Annotated in this window: 21 protein-coding genes; 11 read left to right on the plus strand and 10 right to left on the minus strand. The window is 70.6% G+C overall.

The window, feature by feature from the left end; genetic code table 11:
• Window positions 1–23 precede the first annotated feature (23 nt).
• From gltD to SMIR_RS29275, 3 genes are all read right to left on the minus strand, one after another.
• Window positions 24–1,511, minus strand: a complete 1,488-nt coding sequence (gene gltD, locus SMIR_RS29265) for a glutamate synthase subunit beta (protein ID WP_168490496.1) — start codon at window positions 1,509–1,511, stop codon at window positions 24–26.
• 157 nt (window positions 1,512–1,668) lie between these two features.
• A complete protein-coding gene (locus SMIR_RS29270; protein WP_168490495.1) occupies window positions 1,669–2,148 on the minus strand; it encodes an anthrone oxygenase family protein in 480 nt (159 codons plus the stop codon).
• A 160-nt stretch (window positions 2,149–2,308) separates the two neighbouring features.
• Complete coding sequence (locus SMIR_RS29275) at window positions 2,309–3,004, minus strand: DUF2293 domain-containing protein (protein WP_168490494.1); 696 nt, start codon at window positions 3,002–3,004, stop codon at window positions 2,309–2,311.
• Between the two features lie 205 nt (window positions 3,005–3,209).
• On the opposite strand from SMIR_RS29275, the gene SMIR_RS29280 reads away from it, so the two are divergent.
• Window positions 3,210–3,842: a nucleoside/nucleotide kinase family protein gene (locus SMIR_RS29280; protein ID WP_168490493.1), complete on the plus strand. Its 633-nt coding sequence runs from the start codon at window positions 3,210–3,212 to the stop codon at window positions 3,840–3,842.
• A gap of 128 nt (window positions 3,843–3,970) precedes the next feature.
• The gene (locus tag SMIR_RS29285) at window positions 3,971–4,399 is read left to right on the plus strand and encodes a CBS domain-containing protein (protein WP_095855260.1); all 429 of its coding nucleotides are present in this window, start codon (window positions 3,971–3,973) and stop codon (window positions 4,397–4,399) included.
• Window positions 4,400–4,484: 85 nt separating this feature from the next.
• Here SMIR_RS29285 and corA read toward each other — a convergent pair whose 3' ends face one another.
• Entirely contained in the window at window positions 4,485–5,612 is a 1,128-nt protein-coding gene (corA, locus tag SMIR_RS29290; protein ID WP_168490492.1) for a magnesium/cobalt transporter CorA, read from the minus strand.
• 260 nt (window positions 5,613–5,872) lie between these two features.
• Here corA and SMIR_RS29295 point away from each other — a divergent pair, with 260 nt between their 5' ends.
• Window positions 5,873–6,664 (plus strand): methyltransferase domain-containing protein, encoded by a 792-nt coding sequence (locus SMIR_RS29295; RefSeq protein ID WP_168490491.1) that lies wholly within the window; start codon window positions 5,873–5,875, stop codon window positions 6,662–6,664.
• A gap of 5 nt (window positions 6,665–6,669) precedes the next feature.
• Here SMIR_RS29295 and SMIR_RS29300 read toward each other — a convergent pair whose 3' ends face one another.
• Window positions 6,670–7,662 carry a carbohydrate kinase family protein gene (locus SMIR_RS29300; RefSeq protein ID WP_212727578.1) on the minus strand — a complete coding sequence of 331 codons (993 nt, stop codon included), beginning with the start codon at window positions 7,660–7,662 and terminating at the stop codon, window positions 6,670–6,672.
• Window positions 7,659–8,564 (minus strand): pseudouridine-5'-phosphate glycosidase, encoded by a 906-nt coding sequence (locus tag SMIR_RS29305; RefSeq protein ID WP_168490489.1) that lies wholly within the window; start codon window positions 8,562–8,564, stop codon window positions 7,659–7,661. Before SMIR_RS29305 ends, SMIR_RS29300 begins: the two co-directional genes overlap by 4 nt.
• Before the next feature lie 97 nt (window positions 8,565–8,661).
• Here SMIR_RS29305 and SMIR_RS29310 point away from each other — a divergent pair, with 97 nt between their 5' ends.
• Both SMIR_RS29310 and SMIR_RS29315 read left to right on the plus strand, forming a co-directional pair.
• Window positions 8,662–9,090 carry a VOC family protein gene (locus SMIR_RS29310; RefSeq protein WP_168490488.1) on the plus strand — a complete coding sequence of 143 codons (429 nt, stop codon included), beginning with the start codon at window positions 8,662–8,664 and terminating at the stop codon, window positions 9,088–9,090.
• A gap of 63 nt (window positions 9,091–9,153) precedes the next feature.
• Window positions 9,154–9,516, plus strand: a complete 363-nt coding sequence (locus SMIR_RS29315) for a cupin domain-containing protein (RefSeq protein WP_168490487.1) — start codon at window positions 9,154–9,156, stop codon at window positions 9,514–9,516.
• A gap of 13 nt (window positions 9,517–9,529) precedes the next feature.
• Here the strand turns inward: SMIR_RS29315 and SMIR_RS29320 are convergent, their stop codons facing one another.
• The 3 genes from SMIR_RS29320 to SMIR_RS29330 all read right to left on the minus strand — a co-directional run bounded on the left by SMIR_RS29320 (window position 9,530) and on the right by SMIR_RS29330 (window position 12,512).
• Complete coding sequence (locus SMIR_RS29320) at window positions 9,530–10,804, minus strand: MFS transporter (RefSeq protein ID WP_168490486.1); 1,275 nt, start codon at window positions 10,802–10,804, stop codon at window positions 9,530–9,532.
• A 184-nt stretch (window positions 10,805–10,988) separates the two neighbouring features.
• Entirely contained in the window at window positions 10,989–11,543 is a 555-nt protein-coding gene (locus SMIR_RS29325) for a methylated-DNA--[protein]-cysteine S-methyltransferase (RefSeq protein WP_168490485.1), read from the minus strand.
• 93 nt (window positions 11,544–11,636) lie between these two features.
• On the minus strand, window positions 11,637–12,512 hold the full coding sequence (locus tag SMIR_RS29330) for a glycerophosphodiester phosphodiesterase (RefSeq protein WP_168490484.1): 876 nt from the start codon (window positions 12,510–12,512) through the stop codon (window positions 11,637–11,639).
• A gap of 279 nt (window positions 12,513–12,791) precedes the next feature.
• Here SMIR_RS29330 and SMIR_RS29335 point away from each other — a divergent pair, with 279 nt between their 5' ends.
• From SMIR_RS29335 to SMIR_RS29360, 6 genes are all read left to right on the plus strand, one after another.
• Entirely contained in the window at window positions 12,792–13,658 is an 867-nt protein-coding gene (locus SMIR_RS29335) for an MHYT domain-containing protein (protein WP_168490483.1), read from the plus strand.
• Between the two features lie 40 nt (window positions 13,659–13,698).
• The gene (gene uvrB / locus SMIR_RS29340; protein ID WP_101405776.1) at window positions 13,699–15,828 is read left to right on the plus strand and encodes an excinuclease ABC subunit UvrB; all 2,130 of its coding nucleotides are present in this window, start codon (window positions 13,699–13,701) and stop codon (window positions 15,826–15,828) included.
• A gap of 161 nt (window positions 15,829–15,989) precedes the next feature.
• Window positions 15,990–16,568: a TerD family protein gene (locus SMIR_RS29345; protein ID WP_101405777.1), complete on the plus strand. Its 579-nt coding sequence runs from the start codon at window positions 15,990–15,992 to the stop codon at window positions 16,566–16,568.
• 45 nt (window positions 16,569–16,613) lie between these two features.
• Window positions 16,614–18,632 carry a TerD family protein gene (locus tag SMIR_RS29350; RefSeq protein WP_168490482.1) on the plus strand — a complete coding sequence of 673 codons (2,019 nt, stop codon included), beginning with the start codon at window positions 16,614–16,616 and terminating at the stop codon, window positions 18,630–18,632.
• A 283-nt stretch (window positions 18,633–18,915) separates the two neighbouring features.
• Window positions 18,916–19,932: a TerC family protein gene (locus tag SMIR_RS29355; protein WP_212727579.1), complete on the plus strand. Its 1,017-nt coding sequence runs from the start codon at window positions 18,916–18,918 to the stop codon at window positions 19,930–19,932.
• Between the two features lie 126 nt (window positions 19,933–20,058).
• On the plus strand, window positions 20,059–21,159 hold the full coding sequence (locus tag SMIR_RS29360) for a calcium:cation antiporter (RefSeq protein ID WP_168490480.1): 1,101 nt from the start codon (window positions 20,059–20,061) through the stop codon (window positions 21,157–21,159).
• 43 nt (window positions 21,160–21,202) lie between these two features.
• Here SMIR_RS29360 and SMIR_RS29365 read toward each other — a convergent pair whose 3' ends face one another.
• Window positions 21,203–22,504 carry an MFS transporter gene (locus tag SMIR_RS29365; protein ID WP_211118679.1) on the minus strand — a complete coding sequence of 434 codons (1,302 nt, stop codon included), beginning with the start codon at window positions 22,502–22,504 and terminating at the stop codon, window positions 21,203–21,205.
• Between the last annotated feature and the right edge of the window lie 140 nt (window positions 22,505–22,644).

Raw genomic sequence — 22,644 nt, forward strand, 5'->3', positions numbered from 1 at the left:
CGTCCGTACCGACCGGCGTAGCCCTACGCGATCATGGGGCGGTCGTACGGTCCGATCGGCGCCGGCAGCTGCGATGTCCCGGCCAGCGCGCGGTCCACGGCGGCCGCCACCGACCGCCCCTCGGCGATGGCCCACACGATGAGCGACTGGCCGCGGGCCGCGTCCCCGGCGACGAACACCTTGGGGACATTGGTCGCGAAGTCGGTGTCGCGGGTGATCGTGCCCCGCGCGTCGAGGACCAGGCCGAGCTGGTCGATCAGCCCGTCGTGCCGGTCGGGTCCCGAGAAGCCGAGAGCGAGCAGCACGAGGTCGGCGGGGAGGCTCCGCCCGGAGCCGGGGACCGGGCGGCGCCGCTCGTCGACCTCGACCAGATGCAGGGAGCGCACATGACCGTCCGCGTCCCCGGTGAAGTGGAGCGTGGACGCCGCGAAGAGGCGTGCGTCCGCGTCCGCGGCGGGCGCCGTCTCCAGGTCGCGGGCCTCCTCGTGCGCGGCCGAGAGCCGGTAGATCTTGGGGTATGTCGGCCACGGCTCGACGTCCTCGTCGCGCTCGGCCTCCGGCTGCGGATAGATGTCGAGCTGGGTCACGGATGCGGCGCCCTCGCGCACGGCGGTCCCCAGACAGTCGGCGCCCGTGTCACCGCCGCCGACGATGACGACGTGTTTTCCGGCCGCGGACAACGGCGAGACCTCCAGATCCCCCTCGCACACCCGGTCGGCCAGCGGCAGATACTCCATCGCCTGATGGATGCCAGCCAACTCCCGCCCCGGAACGTCAAGTTCGCGCCAGGCCGTGGCGCCCACCGCGAGCACGACGGCGTCGTAGCGCGCCCGCAGCTCGGCCGCCCCGAGGTCGCGGCCGATCGCCGTGGACGTCCGGAACTTCGTGCCCTCCGCCCGCATCTGCTCCAGCCGCCGGTCCAGATGCCGCTTCTCCATCTTGAACGCGGGGATCCCGTACCGCAGCAGCCCACCGATCCGGTCGGCCCGCTCGTACACGGCGACGGTGTGCCCGGCCCGGGTCAGCTGCTGCGCCGCGGCGAGCCCGGCGGGCCCCGACCCGATCACCGCGACCGTACGGCCGGAGAGCCGGTCCGGTGGACGCGGTGGCGTGAAACCGTCCGCCCAGGCGCGGTCGGCGATGGCGACCTCGACGTTCTTGATCGTCACCGCGGGCTGGTTGATCGCGAGAACACAGCCCGCCTCGCAGGGCGCCGGGCACAGCCGGCCGGTGAACTCGGGGAAGTTGTTCGTCGCGTGCAACCGGTCGCTCGCCGCCCGCCAGTCCTCGCGCGAGACGAGGTCGTTCCACTCGGGGATCAGATTGCCCAGCGGGCAGGCGTCGTGGCAGAACGGAATGCCGCAGTCCATACAGCGGTCGGCCTGCCTGCTGATGATCGGCAGCAGCGCACCGGGAACGTACACCTCGTTCCAGTCCCGCACCCGTTCCTCGACGGGCCGACGGGGATTCTCCTCGCGCGGAGTGGTCATGAATCCCTTGGGATCGGCCATGGCCGTCTCCCTCACGTACGCGTACCGGTACGGGGCCGCGCGACCATCGAACGCCTTCGGCCCACGGCCCTGGGCGGCACTCCTTTCCCGCCACGATACGTCGCCTTCACGTACCCTGCCGCTCAGCTGCGGGCCCCGGTCGTGGCCGGTGGCGGCCTCAGGTGAGGGCCAGCGTGTACGAGACCGCCGCGGCGGCCGACGCGACCGCGCGGACGTGGTTCCACAGCGTCCACTCGCGCACGTACGAACGCCAGTACACGGCCGCCTCCGGCGTACCCGGGTCCATCCTCAGCAGCGCGTCGTTGCGCGGGACGTTGGCGACGACCGTCACCCCGAACGTCCCGAACAGATACAGCGCGCTGCCCAGCAACAGCTCCACCGTCCCCTCGTCGGGCAGCAGCACGAAGGTGACCACGGCGAGCACGGCACACAGCCCCGCCGACCCGACGAACACGAGCATGAACGCCGGGCGCACCGCGGCCACGTTGATCGCGTTCATCGCCGCCACGCCCTGCGCGGGCGGCAACTCGGCGAGCCCCCGCATCACGAACGTCGAGAACCCGCAGAACACCCCGGCCACCAGCCCGCAGCCGAGCACCCCCAGCACGGTCAGCACGAAATACGGTCCATCGATCATGACAACTCCCCCGTCGCTCCCCGAAGCCCAAGATCCTGCACGGCGCCCACCGTCACCACAAGTGAAATCCCACACCGCCACAGTGACCATGGCCGAGGGGCGCGGAGGCATGCGCGAGCGTCCGGAACCGGGTGGCACGCCCTCGCCGGGTGGCACGCCGTCACGCGCGTGCCGCGAGCTCGTCGTGCCACCCCTGGAGCCGCGCCTCCACCGCGGCCGCGATCCGACGGCGCGCCTCGTGCCGCGGCACGCCACTCATCAGCAACTGGTCGTACGGAGTGTCCGTGTGCCGTACGGCGGCACGGACCGCAGCCGTCACCGCGGCCTCGGACAGCGCACGGCCCGCGGCGCTGCGCCCCACCCGGCCGCTCCCGCGCACCGAGGCGTGCGCGGCGATCGCCCGCGCCCGGTCGGCAGGACAGCCGGGGAAAAGCCCGCGTATCTCCCGCGCGAACGCCTCCGTGAACCGCAGATCCTCCGCCTCCCGCCGTCGCGCGTCCCGTGCCCGCCGCCGCCTTCGCACCTCCGCGTCCGCCAGGCACCGCTCCTCGGCCCGGGCGAGCGCCGCCTCCTCGACGAGGACGCCCTGCCGCTCGTAGCGGCTCCGCCGCCGGTTGAAGCGCACCACCACCGCCGACAGCGCGCTGCCCTCCCGCGACCGGCGCGTCAGCGCCGTGTCGCCCCGCGGCAGGAACACCAGGTGCCCCAGGTCCGCGCAGTCCAGACAGCGTGGCTCCCCCTCCTCCAGCACCAGCAGCGCCAACGGCCCGCTCCGGCACTCGGCACAGAGCCGCTTCTTGAGCGGCTGGATGACGAGAAGTCCGCCAGGGGGCGGGGGAGTTGCGATCGGTGCCATAGGTCGTTCATTCCCCCGTCGGGGGCGGCTCCCTACGCGATGCCGCCGCCTTCTCGACACCGCCTCCTCCTCGACCCCTGCCCCCTGGGGCCCGCCCCCCGCCCCCCTCACCCCCCACCCTCTTCTCGCCCCGCCCCCCGCCTCCCTGGCCCTCGCCGCTCGCCGCGCCCACGAGAGCGACTCGTGATCGCGGCATCATGGGCCTGTGCGACTCGAAGCGATCACCTGGGAACGGCTCGGCGACCTCCTCGCCGAGCGCCTGCTCGACCTGAAACCGGACGACGGCAGTCCGTGGCCGCGGATCGCTTTCGACGGAGCCCCCGCCGCCCACCCCGGTGATCTCGCGCAGCGCGTCTGTGAGGCGCTGCGCATACGCGGCCGGTCCTCGCTCGTCGTCGGCACGGAGGGCTTCCTGCGCCCCGCGTCACTGCGGCTCGAATACGGTCACGAGGACGCCGAGGCGTACTACAACGGCTGGGTCGACACCAGCGCCCTGTGGCGCGAGGTCTTCGGCCCGCTCGACCCCGGCGGCGACGGCCGCGTCCTGCCCGACCTCTGGGACCCGGCCACCGACCGCGCCACCCGCAGCCCCTATGTCCAGCTCCCTCCCGGCGGGGTGCTGTTGCTCCACGGCCCCTTCCTGCTGCGGCACTGGTTCCCGTTCGACCTGAGCGTCCACGTCCTGCTCTCCCCGGGCGCCCTTCGCCGCCGCACTCCGGAATCCGAGCACTGGACCCTGCCCGCCTTCGAGCGCTACGAGACGGAAGTGGACCCGGGCGCCACGGCCGACGTCCTGGTCCGCGCCGACGATCCCCGCCACCCGGCCTGGAACGGCTGAGCGGCTGCCACGGAAAAGCATCCCGGACTTCCGGGTGCGCGTCCCTGGGGACACGGCAAGAATGTAGGGCGCCGGGACTAGCGGTGTGTTCCGCGCCGCGCCGGCCGTCCGGCACCGGGAGGTACTTCATGACCACCGCCGGAGACATCATGCACCGTGGTGCCCAGTGGATCCCCGCTCACGAGACTTTGGACCGCGCAGCCCAGCTGATGCGGGAGCTCAACGTGGGCGCGCTGCCCATCAGTGACGAGAACGAACGGCTCTGCGGCATCCTCACCGACCGCGACATCGTCGTCGGCTGTGTCGCCATGGGCCACGACCCGGCCCAGGTCACCGCGGGCGAGATGGCCCAGGGCACCCCGCGCTGGATCGAGTCGGGTGCCGATGTCGGCGAGGTGCTCCAGGAGATGAAGGGGCACCAGATCCGCCGGCTTCCCGTGATCGAGAACAAACGCCTCGTCGGCATGATCAGCGAGGCCGACCTGGCCCAGCATCTGACGGACGAACAGCTCGCCGCGTGGGTCGAGAGCGTCTACGCGAGGAGCGCGTTGCGCTGACCGCGCGGACTCTTCCGACCGGGAGGGTCATGAGCGCGCACTCCCGCCCGGCCGGCCGAGCCGGGCGAGGAGCGGCTCACCACTCTCACAGCCAGCCGTTGCGCCGGAACCCCCGGTACAGGACGAGGCAGGCGAGGGTGATCACGCCGATGACTATGGGGTAACCGAACCGCCAGTGCAGTTCCGGCATGTGGTCGAAGTTCATGCCGTAGAGCCCGCAGACCATCGTCGGTACGGCGATGACCGCCGCCCAGGCCGTGATCTTCCGCATGTCCTCGTTCTGCGCCACCGTCACCTGCGCGAGGTGCGCCTGCAGGATCGAGTTGAGCAGTTCGTCGAAGGCGGCGATCTGCTCGGTGACCCGCAGCAGATGGTCGGAGACGTCCCGGAAGTACGCCTGTATCTCCGGGGCGATCACCCGTATCGGCCGGGTGGCGAGCTCCTGGACGGGGCGGGCGAGCGGCACCACCGCCCGCTTCAGTTCGAGGAGTTCGCGCTTGAGCTGGTAGATGCGGCCGGCGTCCGCCCGCGCGCCGTTCTCGGCGAACACATCGGCCTCGACCTGGTCGATGTCCTCCTGGACCGAGTCCGTGACATGCACGTAGTCGTCGACCACATGGTCCGCGATCGCGTGCAGCACCGCGGCCGGGCCCTTGGCGAGCTGACGGGCGTCCGCCTCCAGCCCCTCGCGCAGCGGCCCCAGTGACCCGTGCCGTCCGTGCCGCACGGTGATGACGAAGTCGGACCCGACGAAGACCATGATCTCGCCGGTGTTCACCACCTCGCTGGTCGCCGTCAGCTCCTTGTGCTCGACGTAGCAGACCGTTTTGAACACCGCGAAGAGTGTGTCGCCGTACCGCTCCAGCTTAGGCCGCTGATGGGCCTCCACCGCGTCCTCGACGGCCAGCGGGTGCAGGTCGAAGAGGTCGGCGATGCCGGCGAACTCCTGGTCCGTGGGCTCGTGCAGCCCGAGCCAGACGAAACCCTCGTCGCTCTTGCGGATCCGCTCCACGGTCTCGACGAGATCGCGTCCGCCCGGGACCCTGGCGCCGTCCTGGTACGCCACGCAGTTCACCACCGCCGTGCCCAGCGGGGACCGGGCGTGGTGACTCAGGTCGACACGGGTACGCCGCCGGGCCAGCCGCGCCACCTTACGGAGGCCGCCGACCTTGCCGAGGCCCGTGACCTTCCGCAGATTCCCTGCCATGGACATCCGGAACTCCTTGCGTGGATCTCCCCGCGCCGTACTTCGCGCCCTGGCGTGCAAGTCTGCCAGTCCCTTTCGCCCGCCGGGAAAGCCTGTGGGAACGGAATGTTCCACTTCGCTTCGGTGGTGCCGGGCGGTCTCGGACCAGACCGGGCAGGGTTGCTGTCCGAGCGTCAGAGGAGGTCGGTGCCCGCGGTGACGCACGGGTGGGGAGAACGGGAGCGTCGGCGATTCCGGACAAGCGGGTCAACTGGGATGATCGCTGTATGACGCAAACCGACGGCTATCTTCTCGACAACCGGCAGACCGAGGCGGGAAAGCGCTTCGACGCCTTCGCCACTCTCTTCGACCCCACGACCTTCCGGCACATCGAGCGCTTCGGCATCGGGTCCGGCTGGCGCTGCTGGGAGGTCGGCGCGGGCGGCACGTCCGTGGTGTCCTGGCTCGCCAAGAAGGTCGGCCCGACCGGGCGGGTCGTCGCGACCGACATCGACACGTCGTGGGCGGCCTCCGCGGCCCGCCCGCCGGTCGAGATCCGGGTGCACGACGTGGGCGCCGAGGAACCGCCGGGGGAGGGCTTCGACCTCGTGCACGCACGGCTCGTGCTGGTCCATGTACCGGACCGGGAGCGGGCGTTGCGGTCGATGGTCAAGGCACTGCGGCCCGGCGGACGGCTTCTCATCGAGGACGCCGACCCCGCGCTGCAACCGCTGCTCTGCCCCGACGAACACGGCCCCGAGCAACAGCTCGCGAACCGGCTGAGGCACGGCTTCCGCAAGCTGCTCGCCGAGCGCGGCGCCGACCTCTCCTACGGCCGTAAACTCCCTCGCCTGCTGCGGGAGGCGGGACTGCGCGAGGTGGAGGCCGACGCGTACTTCCCCGTCACCTCGACCGCCTGCGCAGACCTCGAGTCCGCGACGATCCGTCAGATCCGCGACCAGCTCGTCACCGCGGGACTCGCCACCGACGAGGACATCGACCGTCACCTGGCCAACGTGGCCTCCGGCTCGATGGACCTGGCGACCGCGCCGATGATCTCGGCCTGGGGACGCAAGTAGCGCCACTACCGGCCCCGCGCCCCCTCGGGCCTGCCCCCGACCCGCTCCACCGCCATCGCCCCCGCCCTGCACCCCTCCACCGCCGCCGCCTCGGGCTCGGCGCCCGCGAGAAGAGCGGCGAGGAACGCTCCGGTGAAGGCGTCGCCGGCACCCGTGGTGTCGCGAGGGTTCGCGGGCACCGCCGGGACGTGGGCCCGTACGGCACCCGAGCGGGCCACCAGGGCCCCGTCGGGGCCCTGCTTCGCGACGACCAGGGGGACGTGGCGGCTCAACTTGGCCGCCGCGTCCGCCGGATCGGGCAGGCCCGTCAGCAGGAACGCCTCGTCGCGACTGGGCAGCAGCAGATCGACGCCCTCGGCGAGCGCGAGGAAGCGGTCCACGCCCAGTTCCGTGAGGAACCCCGCCGACGCGGGGTCCAGGCTGACCGGTACCCCCCGCGCGCGTGCCGACTCCAGAGCCACCGACACCAGCGCCCGGCTCGGCTCGGAGAAGAACAGATAGCCCGACAGATGCAGCCGCGCGACACCGTCGAGCAGCGCGGGCGACCAGTCGTCGGGGCCGAGCCGCAGGGAGGCCCCGCTGTCGGTGAGAAACGTCCGCTCGGCCGAGGCACCCTGGTCCACCAGGCAGATCACCGTCCCCGTCGGCGCCTGCGGATCGACGACGAGGAGGGGGCGTACGCCGCAGGCCACCAGCTCACGCTCGTGCCAAGCGGCGGCATCCGCCCCCACCCGGCCCAGCAGTCGCACCTCCGCGCAGCCCCGATGCGCGGCCCAGCACGCGACGTTGGCACCGGCCCCGCCCGGCAGGGTTCGGATCGCGGCGGCCGTGTCGGTGCTCGCCGCGAGCGGCCCGTGGTGCCGGGCGACGATGTCCGTGACCACGTCACCGACGACGAGCAGTGCCCCCGTCGCCGCGCCCACATCCCGCCCGGCAGCGTCCCGGTCCGCCCGGTTTGCGCCCCGGCCCGGGCCGCCGCCGCGATCCGTCCCGTTCATGCCCCGGCCCAGGCCGCCGCGATCCGTCCCGCGAGTCGTACGTTTCCGCGCACCGCCGCCAGATTGGCGCTCAGTGACGCGCCGTCGGTGTGCCGCACCAGATGGTCGAGCAGGAACGGCGTCACGGCCTGCCCGCTCACGCCCTCCGCCTCGCACGCCCGCAACGCCTCGGCGAGCACGCGCGCGTGGAGCGCGGGATCGAGCTGCTCCTCCTCGGGGACCGGGTTCGCCACGATGAGCGCCGATTCCGGGCCGTCCAGCGCGTCCTGCGCGCGCATGACGTCCGCCACCTGCCCCGGGGAGTCCAGCGTCCAGTCCACGGGATGCCCCGAGTCGGACAGATAGAAGCCGGGGAAGCGAGCCGTGCCGTACCCGGCCACCGCGATGCCCAGTGTCTCCAGGCGCTGCAGTGTCGCCGGCACGTCCAGGATCGACTTGACGCCCGCGCACACCACCGTGATCCGGGTTCGCGCCAGCAGACCCAGGTCCGCCGACTCGTCCTGCGTCACCGTCCACTCCCGGTGCACCCCGCCGAGGCCGCCCGTCGCGAACACGCGGACACCCGCGAGAGCGGCCAGCAACGCCGTCGCGGACACGGTCGTCGCGCCGCTCGCGCCCGCCGCCACCGCGAGCGGCAGATCGCGGTGCCCCAGCTTGCGGATCCCGTCCTCGTTGGCGACCCGCTCCAACTGCTCCTTGTCCAGTCCGACATGGGGCCGCCCGTCCAGCACGGCGATCGTCGCCGGTACGGCGCCCTCCTGCCGTACGACGTCCTCCAGCTCCAGCGCGACCTGCAGATTGCGCGGGCGGGGCAGCCCGTGCGCGATGATCGTCGACTCCAGGGCCACCACCGGCCGGCGCGCGTCGAGCGCTTCCCGCACCTCTTCGGACACCTCGATCACGTGCCTGCCTCCTGTCTGCCGCCTTTCCTCATCTCTGGCGGGCGGCGCGCCCGGTCAAACCCTTGCGACCTGCGGCGTACGACACCAGCCTGGGGGCATGACGGACAACTCGGCACGTCTTGACCATGTCGTCCTCTGGGTGCGCGATCCGGTCGCCTCGGCCGACTTCTACGAGAAGACGGTCGGCCTGGAACCCGTGAGGGTCGCCGAATACGCAGAGGGGAAGGCACCGTTTCCCTCCGTGCGCGTCAATGAAGAGACCATTCTCGACCTCATGGCCCTCCCCATGGCCGCGTACATGAACATGATCCCGGGCGCCGCGGACAGCGCGGGGCACCCGGTCAACCACGTATGCCTGTCCTTCCGGGAAGCCGATTTCGACGCGCTGCACACACGTCTGGAGGAAGGGTCCGTCCCCCTTTCGGGCTTCTCGTACGACTCCTTCGGGGCCCGTGGCATGGCCAAGCGCAGCTTCTACTTCCAGGACCCGGACGGAAACGTCTTCGAGGCACGCCACTACGACTAGGTTCCGGGCCTTCCGGCGACCCTGCGCGTGAGGCTTTCTCGCATGCCCTTAAGGTGACCGCTCATGAGCATGAACACGCAGGCCACCCCGTCCTTCGCCGTGCACATCCCCGACGCCGAGCTGGAACCGGAGCCCCTGGACCCGGCTCAGATCGTCTCCGGCGACCCGGTGGTGAGCGGCAAGGTGCTGTGGGAGTCGGCCGACGGCAAGCAACTGCGCGGCATCTGGCAGATCACGCCCGGAGTGGTCACGGACACCGAGGCCAACGAACTCTTCGTCGTCGTCAGTGGCCGCGCCACGATCGAGGTCGAGGGCGGTGACGTGATCGAGGTGGGTCCGGGCGACGCGGCCGTGCTGCGCGAGGGCGACCGTACGACGTGGACCGTGCACGAGACGCTCCGCAAGGCTTACCACATCAGCCTCTGAGGCCCTTCGGCGCTCACCGGCGGCTTCGGCCTCGGCGCCGCGTGAACAGCGCCAGCCCGCCCAGCGGCACCAGCAGGCACGCGGCGAGGAGGTTCAGCCACCCGTAGCTCGCCTGTGCGACGACGAGACCGGCGGTCGCCCCACCGACACCGGCCGCCGTGTTCATGGTCAGGTCGGACACCCCCTGGGCGGCGGCCCGCGCGGCCTGGGGCACCGAGTCCGTCAGGAGCGCCGAGCCGGACACGAGCCCGGACGACCAGCCGAGGCCCAGTACGAAGAGCCCCGCGGCGATCTGCCCGTGGCTGCCGCCCGCCGTGCCCGCGAGGAGCGCCGCGCAGGCCAGCAGGCCCACGGCGAGCCCGATCCCGGAGAGCCGCCCGAGCCGGTCCGAGAGTCGCCCCATGAGGGGCGAGAACGCGTACATGCCCGCGATGTGGCCACTGATCACCAGCCCGATCAGATCGATGCTCGCCCCGTGGTGTCCGAGGTCGACGGGGGTCATCGACATGATCGAGACCATCGCGGTGTGCGAGACGGCCACTGTCACGAGCGCCAGCCTGGCCCGCGGCGAGGCGGCGACCGCGGCGAAACCGGCGCGGATGGAACGCGCCTGAGCCGACTGCTCCTCGACGGGCGCCAGCGCCCGGGCGGTCAGCAGAGGATCGGGACGCAGCAGTACGGCCATCAGCAGCGCGGAGAGGAGGAAGACCCCGGCCGCCCAGACGAACGGCCCCGCTGCCTCGGGTATCCCGAGCCCGGAGACGCTGCGTCCGGCGGGCGCGGCGATGTTGGGCCCCAGCACCGCTCCGATCGTGGTCGCCCACACCACGTTCGAGATGGCCCGGGCACGCCGCTGCGGCTCGGCCAGATCGGCGGCCGCGAACCGCGCCTGGAGGTTCGCCGACGAGGCCGCGCCGAAGCCCGCCATGCCGAGCAGCAGCAGCGGAAAGCTCCCCAGAGACGCGGCGACCACGACGACGCCCGCTCCCGACGCCCCGATGAGGTACGCCAGCACCAGGCCCGGTCGGCGTCCTCGCGCGGTCATCAGCGCGGCCAGCGGCACGGAGAGCACCGCCGTCCCGGTGACCGTCGCGGTGGGCGCGAGCCCGGAGAGCGACTCGGTGCCGCTGACCTGCTTGGCCAGCACGGTGGCGAGTGCGATGCCGGTGGCGACGCCGAGCCCACCGAGGATCTGACCGGCGATGAGTACGGCGGTGATGCGGCGCCGCAGCGCCGGTATCTCCTCGGCTTCCACGGGTACGGCGAGCTGCCGCTCGACGGAGGTCACGGCGAACACTGGGATGCGCTGGAATCGGCTCGGGTCACCGGCGCAGTTTCCAGCCCGCGCCCCCACATGAACAAGGGATATCGCGAGCGATGAGCGCTGTCGCCTCCACCGGTCCGGCAGGTACGGCAGCCCACACCGGGCACGCCAGGCACCGTACGCGGCCGCCGACCGCCAGTCCCGTCCGTCAGAACAACGGCTCCGGCAGCACCCCTTCCAGCGCCAGCAGCTTCCGCTTGGTCTCCAGGCCGCCCCCGAACCCCCCGATGCCGCCGTCGCTCTCCACCACCCGATGGCACGGCACGACGACCGGCAGCGGGTTCGAGCCCATGGCCACGCCCACGGCCTGCGCCGCGCCCGGCTGGCCGACCCGTCGGGCCAGGTCGCCATAGCCCACGACCCCGCCGTACGGAACTCCCGCGGCCAGCTCACGCAGCACCTGACGGTTGAACCCGGAGATCAGCGACCAGTCCAGCGGCAGCTCGAAGTCCCGCCGCTCGCCCGCGAAGTACGCTGCGACCTGGCGTATCGACTCGGCCAGGAGCGGTGACCCGGGTGCCTCGACCGGCTCGGCGCCCAGACGCGCGGCGAGCCGCTCGAGCGCCTTGTCGCGCACCGCGTCCGTGGCGTGGAAGACCACGTTCACCAGGCCGTCCGGTGTCGCCGCCAGCAGCAGCGGACCGATGTCCGTGCCGACGACGGCCCACACGACCCGCTGTTCGTCCTGCCCATCGCTGTTCATGCGATCCACCGTACGATCCGCCACTGACAATGCCCGCGGCACGGACGCCGCCCGGCGTCCGCACCACGGGCGAGAGGCCTGCCGACAGCCCGTTCAGGTCTGTTGCAGAGCGCTCCGGATCACGTCGGGCTTGTTCGTGATCACGCCGTCCACGCCGTAACCCGCCAGGCGCCGCGCGGTGTCCGCGTCGTCGATGGTCCAGGCGAAGACCTCCATCGGCCGGCGGTGCGGTCCGACGAACGAGTGGACCGCGGAGACATAGCCGGACGAGAGGGAGGTGTGGTCCGGGTTGATCAGATCGGCGAACCGTGCGAACTCGTGCAGGCGCGCGAGCGACGGCTTGCCCAGAAAGGCCGTCGTGATCCCCGGACGCAGTTCGTGGACCGTCCGCACGCTCTGCTCGCTGAAGCTCTGGACGACCAGCCGGTTCCTGAGATGGTCCGGATCCAGCCAGCCTTCGTTGCTCAGGACCTTGAGGGTCTGCCGCTCGATACCCGGATAAAGCTCGGGGTTCTTGATCTCCAGCACGAGCTTCTGGTGATTGTGCGAGACGCGGTTCATGTACTGCTTCAGCGTCGGCACACGTGTGCCCGCGTACCGGCGACCGAACCAGCTCCCCGCGTCCAGGCGCGCGATCTCCGCCGCGGTGAAGTCCTTGACCTTCCAGGGAGCCCGGCGGGGATAGACCTTCTTGACGTCGGTCGTACGGGCCAGGCTTGCGTCGTGGAGCACGACGAGCTCGCCGTCCTTGGTGCGCTGGACGTCGTTCTCGACCCAGCCGAAGCCCATCGCGGCCGCCTTGTCGATGGAGGCGAGGGTGTTCTCGGGCGCGTAGGCGGACGCTCCGCGATGCGAGACGATCGCCGGAGCCTTGCGCAGGGAGCCGGCCTGTGCGTGGGAGGTGGGGAGTATCAGAACGGTTCCCCCGACAAACGCGGCGGTCGTGGCGGCGGCAACGCGCACGTGCATACGTACTCCTCGCGTCGAGCGATCACAGACAGGTCAAGAGTGACAGCAGAGAGTCAACGACGGAGGGGTACGGGATGGACACGGATTGAATGGAGTTGACCAAGTCCGCTCACCGGCATCACACAGGTGCGGCGAGGTCGTGATTCTTTGCCGGAAAATCGTTCGACCATTCAGGTGAGGGTCATACTCTCTGCCTCGACCCTGGCCGTTGTTTCGGTCCTGAGGGTGGGGGCATTTCCGGGAATTTCTGGCGTAAAAGGGCGGGAAGGGCAGCCGCGCATGCAGGGCACGGTCGACGGCTTCAGTTACGGACTCGTCACACCGCTGGTGGCGTACCTCATGGCCTGCCTGGGCGGAGCGCTCGGCCTGCGCTGCACCACCAGATCGATGCTCGTCGCCCACTCCTGGCGGGCCGGCTGGCTCGCGCTCGGCTCGGTGGCGATCGCCTCGGGCATATGGACCATGCATTTCATAGCCATGATGGGGTTCACCGTAAAGGAGACCCCGGTCCACTACGACAAGCCGACGACGTTCGCGAGCCTGGGCGTTGCCATCGTGATGGTCGGCATCGGGATCTTCATCGTGGGTTACCGGGGCGCCACCGGAACGGCGCTCTTCACCGGGGGGACCATCACCGGTCTGGGAGTCGCCTCGATGCACTATCTGGGCATGGCCGGCATGCGCCTCAACGGGAACCTCGAGTACAACACCCTCACCGTCTCCGCCTCGGTGGTCATAGCCGTCGTCGCCGCCACCGCCGCTCTGTGGGCGGCGGGGCAGGTCCGGGGATTCCTCTGGAGCGTGGGCGCCAGCCTCGTCATGGGGCTGGCCGTCAGCGGTATGCACTACACGGGCATGGCCGCCCTCAGCGTCCATCTCCACGGCACGTCCAGCAGTCCCGACGGCGACTCGGCCGCCGCACTGCTCGCGCCCATGATGATCGGCCCGCTGGTCTTCCTGTGTCTGGCGGGCGTCGTCGTGATGTTCGACCCGCTGATGGTCATGGGCAAGCCCGACTGGAGGCCCACGGAGCACCGGCCCGGCGTCCCGGCCCACCCCACGGTCCAGTACGTCGGCCGCCGCCCTCTGCCGCGCGCCGGCCGGGAGCGCGGCCACCGCAGCTCACGCACCCCCCAGAACCGGTGATCCGGGCCCGTTGTCAGTGCGGGGTCGTACGGTGGAACCCATGCGGCCCGTATCAAAGATCGAACGTTCGGTGGCGCCCTTCGAGGTCGTCAGCCCCTACCAGCCGAGCGGTGACCAGCCGGCGGCCATCGCCGACCTGGAAAAGCGCATCCGCGCGGGTGAGAAGGATGTCGTCCTGCTGGGCGCGACCGGCACCGGAAAGTCCGCCACCACCGCGTGGATGATCGAGAAGCTCCAGCGCCCCACGCTCGTCATGGCACCGAACAAGACGCTGGCCGCCCAGTTGGCCAACGAGTTCCGCGAGCTGCTGCCGAACAACGCGGTCGAGTACTTCGTCTCGTACTACGACTACTACCAGCCCGAGGCCTACGTCCCGCAGTCGGACACCTACATCGAGAAGGACTCCTCGATCAACGAGGAGGTCGAGCGCCTGCGCCACTCCGCGACCAACTCGCTGCTCACCCGCCGCGACGTCGTGGTGGTCGCCTCGGTCTCCTGCATCTACGGCCTCGGCACGCCGCAGGAGTACGTCGACCGGATGGTCAGCCTCAAGGTCGGCGACGAGATCGACCGCGACGACCTGCTGCGCCGCTTCGTCGACATCCAGTACACGCGCAACGACGTGGCGTTCGCCCGCGGCACCTTCCGGGTCCGCGGCGACACCATCGAGATCTTCCCGGTCTACGAGGAACTCGCCGTCCGCATCGAGATGTTCGGCGACGAGATCGAGGCCCTCTCCACGCTGCACCCGCTCACCGGTGAGGTCATCAGCGACGACAACCAGGTCTACGTCTTCCCCGCGTCCCACTACGTGGCGGGCCCCGAGCGCATGGAGCGCGCGGTCAACGACATCGAGAAGGAACTGGGGGAGCGCCTCGCCGAGCTGGAGAAGCAGGGCAAGCTCCTGGAGGCCCAGCGCCTGCGCATGCGTACGACGTACGACCTGGAGATGCTCCGCCAGATCGGCTCCTGCTCCGGCGTCGAGAACTACTCGATGCACTTCGACGGCCGCGAACCCGGCTCCCCGCCGAACACGCTGATCGACTACTTCCCGGACGACTTCCTGCTCGTCATCGACGAGTCGCACAACACCGTGCCGCAGATCGGCGCCATGTACGAGGGCGACGCCTCCCGCAAGCGCACCCTCGTCGACCACGGCTTCCGGCTGCCCTCCGCCCTGGACAACCGCCCCCTGAAGTGGGAGGAGTTCCAGGAGCGCATCGGCCAGACCGTCTACCTGTCGGCGACGCCCGGCAAGTACGAGCTCTCCCGCGGGGACGGCTTTGTCGAGCAGATCATCCGTCCCACTGGCCTGATCGACCCCGAGGTCGTCGTCAAGCCCACCGAGGGACAGATCGACGACCTGGTGCACGAGATCCGGGGGCGCACCGAGAAGGACGAGCGTGTCCTGGTCACCACGCTCACCAAGAAGATGGCCGAGGACCTCACCGACTACTTCCTGGAGCTCGGCATCCAGGTGCGCTATCTGCACAGCGACGTCGACACCCTGCGCCGCGTCGAGCTGCTGCGCGAGCTGCGCTCGGGCGAGTTCGACGTCCTGGTCGGCATCAACCTGCTGCGCGAGGGCCTCGACCTGCCCGAGGTCTCCCTGGTGTCGATCCTCGACGCCGACAAGGAGGGCTTCCTGCGCTCGGGCACCTCGTTGATCCAGACCATCGGCCGCGCGGCGCGCAATGTCTCCGGCCAGGTCCACATGTACGCCGACCGGATCACCCCGGCGATGGAGAAGGCCATCGAGGAGACCAACCGCCGCCGGGAGAAGCAGGTCGCCTACAACGAGGAGAGGGGCATCGACCCGCAGCCCCTCCGCAAGAAGATCAACGACATCGTGGCGCAGATCGCCCGCGAGGACGTCGACACGGAGCAGTTGCTCGGCTCCGGATACCGCAAGGGCAAGGACGGCAAGGGAGCCAAGGCCCCCGTGCCCTCGCTCGGAGGCAAGGCGGCCAAGTCCGCCAAGGGCAAGGCCAAGGAGACGGTGCCGACCGACCGCCCCGCGGCCGAACTCGCGGAGCAGATCGAGGAGATGACGGAGCGGATGCGGGCCGCCGCGGCAGACCTCCAGTTCGAGATCGCGGCACGGCTGCGCGACGAGGTGTCGGAGATGAAGAAGGAACTGCGTCAGATGAAGGAGGCGGGCCTGGCCTGAGGGCCCCCGTCCACTGTGCCGGACCTCGGCGGATGCGCGCTGTGTTGCAACACCGACACAAAGCGCGCCCCAGGGTTCGGCACGGTCGTCGGCGCTGCGTAGGGTTCTGGACATCCGCGGACTCCGCGGCAACAGGGGACAGCTCGAGAGGGGAACAGCGCGTGACGGTCAACATGACCAAGGGTCAGGCCATCAGTCTGCAGAAGAACGACGGGGGCACCCTGACCGCGGTGCGCATGGGGCTCGGCTGGCAGGCGGCTCCCCGGCGCGGCCTGTTCGGCTCGCGCACCCGGGAGATCGACCTCGACGCGTCCGCCGTGCTGTTCGCGGACAAGCAGCCCGTCGACGTGGTGTTCTTCCGTCACCTCGTCAGCGACGACGGATCCGTGCGGCACACCGGTGACAACCTCGTCGGTGGCGTGGGCCAGGGCGGCGACGACGAGGCGATCCTCGTCGACCTCCAGCGCGTCCCGGTCCACATCGACCAGATCATCTTCACCGTGAACTCCTTCACGGGCCAGACGTTCCAGGAAGTGCAGAACGCGTTCTGCCGGCTGGTCGACGAGAGCAACGGCCAGGAGCTCGCCCGCTACACGCTCGCGGGCGGCGGCCAGTACACGGCGCAGATCATGGCGAAGGTGCACCGCGCGGGCCCTGGCTGGCAGATGACGGCCCTGGGTACACCGGCCAACGGCCGTACCTTCCAGGACCTGATGCCCGCGATCCTGCCGCACCTGTAGGCGGCGCGGCGCCCGGCACACGAAGCGACACGGGGGGACAAGGCGATGACGGCCGAGCTGGTCCGGGGGCAGAACCACCCGCTCTCCCAGGCCCGTCTTGAGGTCCGCGTATCGGCCGGCCGGCCGATCGTGGCCGGGGCCACGCTCAGCGACGAGCAGGGCAGGGTCCGGGGCGTCGAATGGGTGGCTCACCCGGGCGCGCCGACCCTGCCCGGACTCGAGGTCTCCAAGCAGGCGGCGGCCGACCACCGCCTCGCGTTCGACCTGGACGCCCTGCCGGGGACCGTGCACCGCGTCAGCGTGCTGCTCGCACTGCCGACCGGTGTCGGTGGCCCTGTCCGGTTCGGGGCAGTCGCCGCCCCCTTCCTCGCCGTCACCGGCCTCGATGGCTCCGAGGTCGCCAGCTACACCATCACCGGCCTGGACACGGAGTCGGCCGTCGTCGCCCTGGAGCTCTACCGCAGACAGGGCGCCTGGAAGGTACGCGCGGTCGGCCAGGGCTACGCGGGCGGCCTCGCCGAACTCCTCACCGACCAGGGCCTGTCCGAGGCCCGGCAGCTCGCGAGCAGCATCAACGAAGCGGTGGCCCAGGGGCTGGCCCGCTCGGTGTCGGCACCCCCGCCGCGTACGGCGGACACGGACCGCTCACGGCAGGCGGCCGCCTCGGCCCCGGGACCGGATCAGCCGTACGCCGGACCGCAGGGCGCCTCCGGGACCGTACCGCCGCAGTCCCCGTACGACGCGCCGGGTCCGCAAGGAGCCACGGTGCCGCAGTCGGGCTACCCGGGAGGCCCCGCGCAGCCCGACGCCTCCGCCGTCACCCAGCCGTCCGCTCCCACGGGCGGCCCGGTCGACTACAGCCACCCCGGCAGGCAGACCGCCGCGCCGCCCCCTCCTCCGCCGACCGCACCACCGGCCGCGCCGGGGCAGCCCGCGCAGCCCGTCGCCGGTGACGCGACCGGCTGGTCCATGGAGGAGCGGCTCTACAACCAGGTGTGGGGCATGTTCGAGGACCTGGCGCGCACCACGGCCGCGTATCGCAGCGCCGTCGACTTCGCCGACTCGCGCATGGAGCAGGAGCTCGACAAGGTCCTGTCCGACCCGCGCAGCCGGATCGGCGGGCAGGGCGACGCCGCGCGTGAGGCGGCCCAGGCCAAGCGCGCGGGCCTGGTCGACCAGGCCCGCGCCGCGCTCGACCGGGACCTCGCCCAGCTCGCGGCCGAGGCCGAGGTGGTCGAGCCCGCGCTGCCCGCTGCGTACGCGTCCTGGGACAACCCGGTCTGGCACGGCTACCGGGTGCCCATGGAGATCCCCATGGCCCTGCGCCTCGGCGACCTCCGGTTGCCCGAGAGCGAGAACCTGAGCATCCCGATGCTGGTCCGGCTTCCGCTCGAACGTGGCCTGTGGATCGACAGCGGACGGGCCGGCCTCGACGACCCGCTCGCCGACTCCGACGAGCTGAGCCGACTCGCCATGGACACGGCGGTGGCGCACGCCGCCCGGCTGCTCGCCGTCTATCCCGCGGGTGAGTTCACGGTGCATGTGATCGACCCGGCCGGTTCGGGAGCCTCGTCTCTCGCGCCGCTGGTGCGTTCCGGAGTCCTCGACGCTCCGCCCGCCGCCGGTGCCGCGGGGGTGGGCGAGGTGCTGGCCCGGCTCACCCAGCGTGTCGACCTGGTGCAGATGGCGGTGCGCGGCGGCGTGGCCGACTCGCTGCCGCCGGACCTCGACACCGCCGAACAGCTGCTGATCGTCAACGACTTCCCGCACGGTTTCGACGACCGCGCCGTGACGCAGTTGCGCTATCTCGCGGACGAGGGACCGGCCGTCGGCGTCCATCTGATGATGGTCGCGGACCGGGAGGACGCCGCCGCCTACGGGCCGCTGCTCGATCCTCTCTGGCGTTCGCTGTTGCGACTCACCCCGGTGCCCGACGACCATCTCGCCGACCCGTGGGTGGGACACGCCTGGACGTACGAACCCGCGCTCGTCCCGCCGGGCAGTCAGGTGCTCCAGCAGGTGCTCTCACAGGTGGCGGCGGCCCGCCGCTCATGGAACCGCTGACCCTCAGAAGGCTTTACCAAGCATCAGTAAAGCGCCCTGACCAGGGCGTTTGGTCTTTCTTTTACTAATTGCTTTACCTTTCCTTGGCGTTTCGGGTACTGTTTTCCGTACGGAGGGGAGTACTCCCTACCAGTAGCGGCGTTCCCGTCAATACGGATCCGACCGGATCCCGGGGCGCCGGCCCGTGGACCGCGGACGCGTCACGCGTCCCCTCGGTCGCGGGTGGAAGAGACCTCCGGCAGCGACGACGCTGGTATTTGCCGTTACGACTGCCGGAGGCGCAGTGGATGTTTCCGTGACCCTTTGGGTCCTCACGATCGTGGGCCTCGCCGCCCTCATCGCGGTCGACTTCTTCATCGGTCGCAAGCCGCACGACGTATCGATCAAGGAAGCCGGAATCTGGACGATCGTCTGGATCGCTCTGGCCGGACTGTTCGGCCTGGGACTGCTCCTCTTCTCCGGCGGCCAGCCCGCCGGAGAGTTCTTCGCCGGCTTCATCACCGAGAAGTCGCTGAGCGTCGACAACCTCTTCGTCTTCGTCCTGATCATGGCGAAGTTCGCCGTGCCGACGCAGTACCAGCAGCGGGTACTTCTCGTCGGCGTCCTCATAGCGCTCGTCCTGCGCACGATCTTCATCGCCGCGGGCGCCGCGATCATCTCCAACTTCGCCTGGGTCTTCTACATATTCGGCGCGTTCCTCATCTACACGGCCTGGAAGCTGATCCAGGAGGCGCGGGCCGACGAGCCGGAGGAGGAGTTCGAGGAGAACAAGCTGCTCAAGGCCGCCGAGAAGCGCTTCGGCGTAGCCGACCGCTATCACGGCACCAAGCTGTGGATCCAGCAGAACGGCAAGCGCGTCATGACGCCGATGCTGGTCGTGATGCTTGCGATCGGCACCACGGACGTGGTCTTCGCGCTCGACTCGATCCCCGCGATCTTCGGCCTGACCCAGGACCCGTACATCGTCTTCACGGCCAACGCGTTCGCGCTGATGGGCCTGCGCCAGCTGTACTTCCTCATCGGCGGCTTGCTCAGGAAGCTGGTCCACCTCAGCTACGGCCTGTCCGTCATCCTCGGCTTCATCGGCGTCAAGCTGGTGCTGCACGCACTGCACGAGTCCGGCGTCCACGTCCCCGAGATCTCCATCCCGGTCTCGCTCGGGGTGATCTGCGCGGTCCTGGTCGTCACGACGATCACCAGCCTGATCGCCTCCAAGAAGCAGGCGGCGCTGGAAGCGTCCGAAGGCGCTTCGGAGACTCCGACGTCTGAGAAGTCCCCGACGAGCAGCATCGACGTCTGATCACGTCGGCGGCGGCAACAGCCGCCCCGTGGCGGGGTGCGCGGCGCAGGGCCGCGCACCCCGCCATGTGTTCGCTCGGGCGACCATCGGAATGCGGGGCCCGCCCGCGCCTGCGACGATCGCTGCATGATCGTTCGGCTCCGGTCGCTCCTGACGCAGTGGACGGCCGTCGTGCCCGTGGTCGCGGTGGTCCTGCTGGTCCTCACCTGGGGGCGCGAACTGCCCGGCGCGATCGTCGCACTGGTGACCCTGGTCCTGGCCGGGGCGGTGCTGGCCGCGGTCCACCACGCCGAGGTGGTCGCGCACCGGGTCGGCGAACCCTTCGGTTCCCTCGTTCTGGCCGTCGCGGTCACGATCATCGAAGTGGCGCTCATCGTCACCTTGATGGCGGACGGCGGCGCAAAGAGCTCGACGCTCGCCCGTGACACGGTGTTCGCGGCCGTGATGATCACGTGCAACGGCATCGTGGGACTGTGCCTGCTCGTCGCCTCCCTGCGCCACGGGCTCGCCGTCTTCAACGCGGAGGGCACCGGCGCCGCCCTGGCGACCGTCGCGACGCTGGCCACGCTCAGCCTCGTCTTCCCGACCTTCACCACCAGCAAGCCGGGCCCGGAGTTCTCCACGGTCCAGCTCACCTTCGCCGCGCTCGCCTCACTCGTCCTGTACGGCCTGTTCGTGACGACCCAGACCGTGCGGCACCGCGACTACTTCCTCCCGATCACCCGTCTGGGCGAGGTGATCGACGTGGACGAACACGCGAACGCCCCGTCCGCCCGTGCCGCCGGGATCAGCCTGGGCCTGCTCGCCCTGGCCCTCGTCGGAGTGGTCGGCCTCGCCAAGGGCGTGTCGCCCACCATCGAGTCCGGCGTCGAGGCGGCCGGTATGCCGCAGTCCGTGGTCGGTGTGATCATCGCGCTGCTCGTGCTGCTGCCGGAGACCATCGCCGCGGTCCGGTCGGCCCGCCGCGACCGGGTGCAGACGAGCCTGAACCTCGCCCTCGGCTCCGCGATGGCCAGCATCGGCCTGACGATTCCCGCGGTCGCCCTGGCGTCCGTCTGGCTCTCCGGACCGCTCGTACTCGGCCTCGGTTCCACCCATATGGTGCTGCTCGCGCTCACGGTGGTCGTGAGTTCCCTGACGGTCGTCCCCGGACGCGCGACCCCCCTCCAGGGCGGCGTGCATCTGGTGGTGTTCGCGGCGTACTTGGAGCTGGCGGTCACTCCCTGACCGCCCGCACGGTGGAGCCGACACTCAGCCGGTGAGCCGACGCTCACTCCGTCGCCGGTGCGACGGCCATCCGGGGCACCGGCCGGGTCTCCGGCAGCAGTGCGAAACACCCGAGGCTGAACAGGGCGATCCCCGTCAGATACGCCGCCACACCCCAGGGCACCCGCTCTCCCGCGGCCAGCGCCGTCGCCACGATGGGCGTGAGCGCGCCGCCCAGGACCCCGCCCAGGTTGTAGCCCACCGCCGCCCCCGTGCAGCGCACCCGAGGCTCGTACAACTCCGGCAGATACGCGGCGATCACGGCGAACATCATGATGAACGCGAGCAGCGCCACCAGGAAGCCCAGGAACATCAACAGGGGTTCGCCGGTCGACAGCAGCGCGATCATCGGGAACATCCACAGTGCCGAGGCCGTACATCCCGCCAGACACAGCGGCCGCCGTCCATAGCGGTCGCCGAGAAGGGCCATCACGGGTGTCAGGGAGCCCTTCACCACCACGGCCGCCATGATGCAGGACAGCATGACGGTACGGCTCACCCCGAGCCGCTCGACGCCGTAGGTGAGCGCCCAGGTCGTCACCGCGTAGAACACGGCGTAGCCGACCGCGAGTCCACCGGCGGTCAGCAGGACGAGCCGCCAGTGGTCGCGCACCACCTCGGCGAGCGGCACACGCGCGTGGTCCTCCATTTCGAGGAAGCTGGGGCTCTCCGCGAGCGAACTGCGCAGCCACAGCCCCGCGGCAGCGAGCAGGCCCGCCGCCCAGAACGGCACCCGCCACCCCCATGCCGCGAACTGCGCGTCGGACAGCGTCGCCGACAGCGTCAGCATCACGCCGTTGGCCAGCACGAACCCCAGGGAGGGGCCGATCTGCGGGAAGCTCGACCACAGGGCGCGCCGCTCGGCGGGCGCGTGCTCAGCGGTCAGCAGCACCGCCCCGCCCCACTCCCCGCCGAGCCCGAGCCCCTGCAGGAAACGCAGTACAAGAAGGAGCACGGGGGCGGCCGTACCGATCGAGTCGTACGTCGGCACGCATCCGACCGCGACGGTCGCGGCGCCGGTCAGCAACAGCGAGGCGACGAGCACCGGCCGTCGTCCGCGCCGGTCCCCGATGTGTCCGAACAGCACCGAGCCGAGCGGACGGGCGACGAAGCCGACGCCGAACGTCGCGAAGGCCGCCAGCGTTCCCGCCAGCGGTGAGAAGGTCGGGAAGAACAACGGCCCCAGGACCAGGGCGGCCGCGGTCCCGTAGACGAAGAAGTCGTAGAACTCGATGGCCGTTCCGGCGAGCGAGGCGGCCGCGAGCCGGAGCATGGAGGGCGCCCTTACGATGCGTACGTCGTGCATGCCGCGTCAACTACCCACGGTGATCAACGGTTACGGGGGCGTGCGGAAGCATGGTGCGCGTCGGAGGCCGACCACGATGCGCCGGAGCAGACCGGCCTCGTACCGCTCGGAGCGGGTCTCATCACGGAATGGACGGCCCG

The organism is Streptomyces mirabilis (assembly GCF_018310535.1).
Lineage (GTDB): Bacteria > Actinomycetota > Actinomycetes > Streptomycetales > Streptomycetaceae > Streptomyces.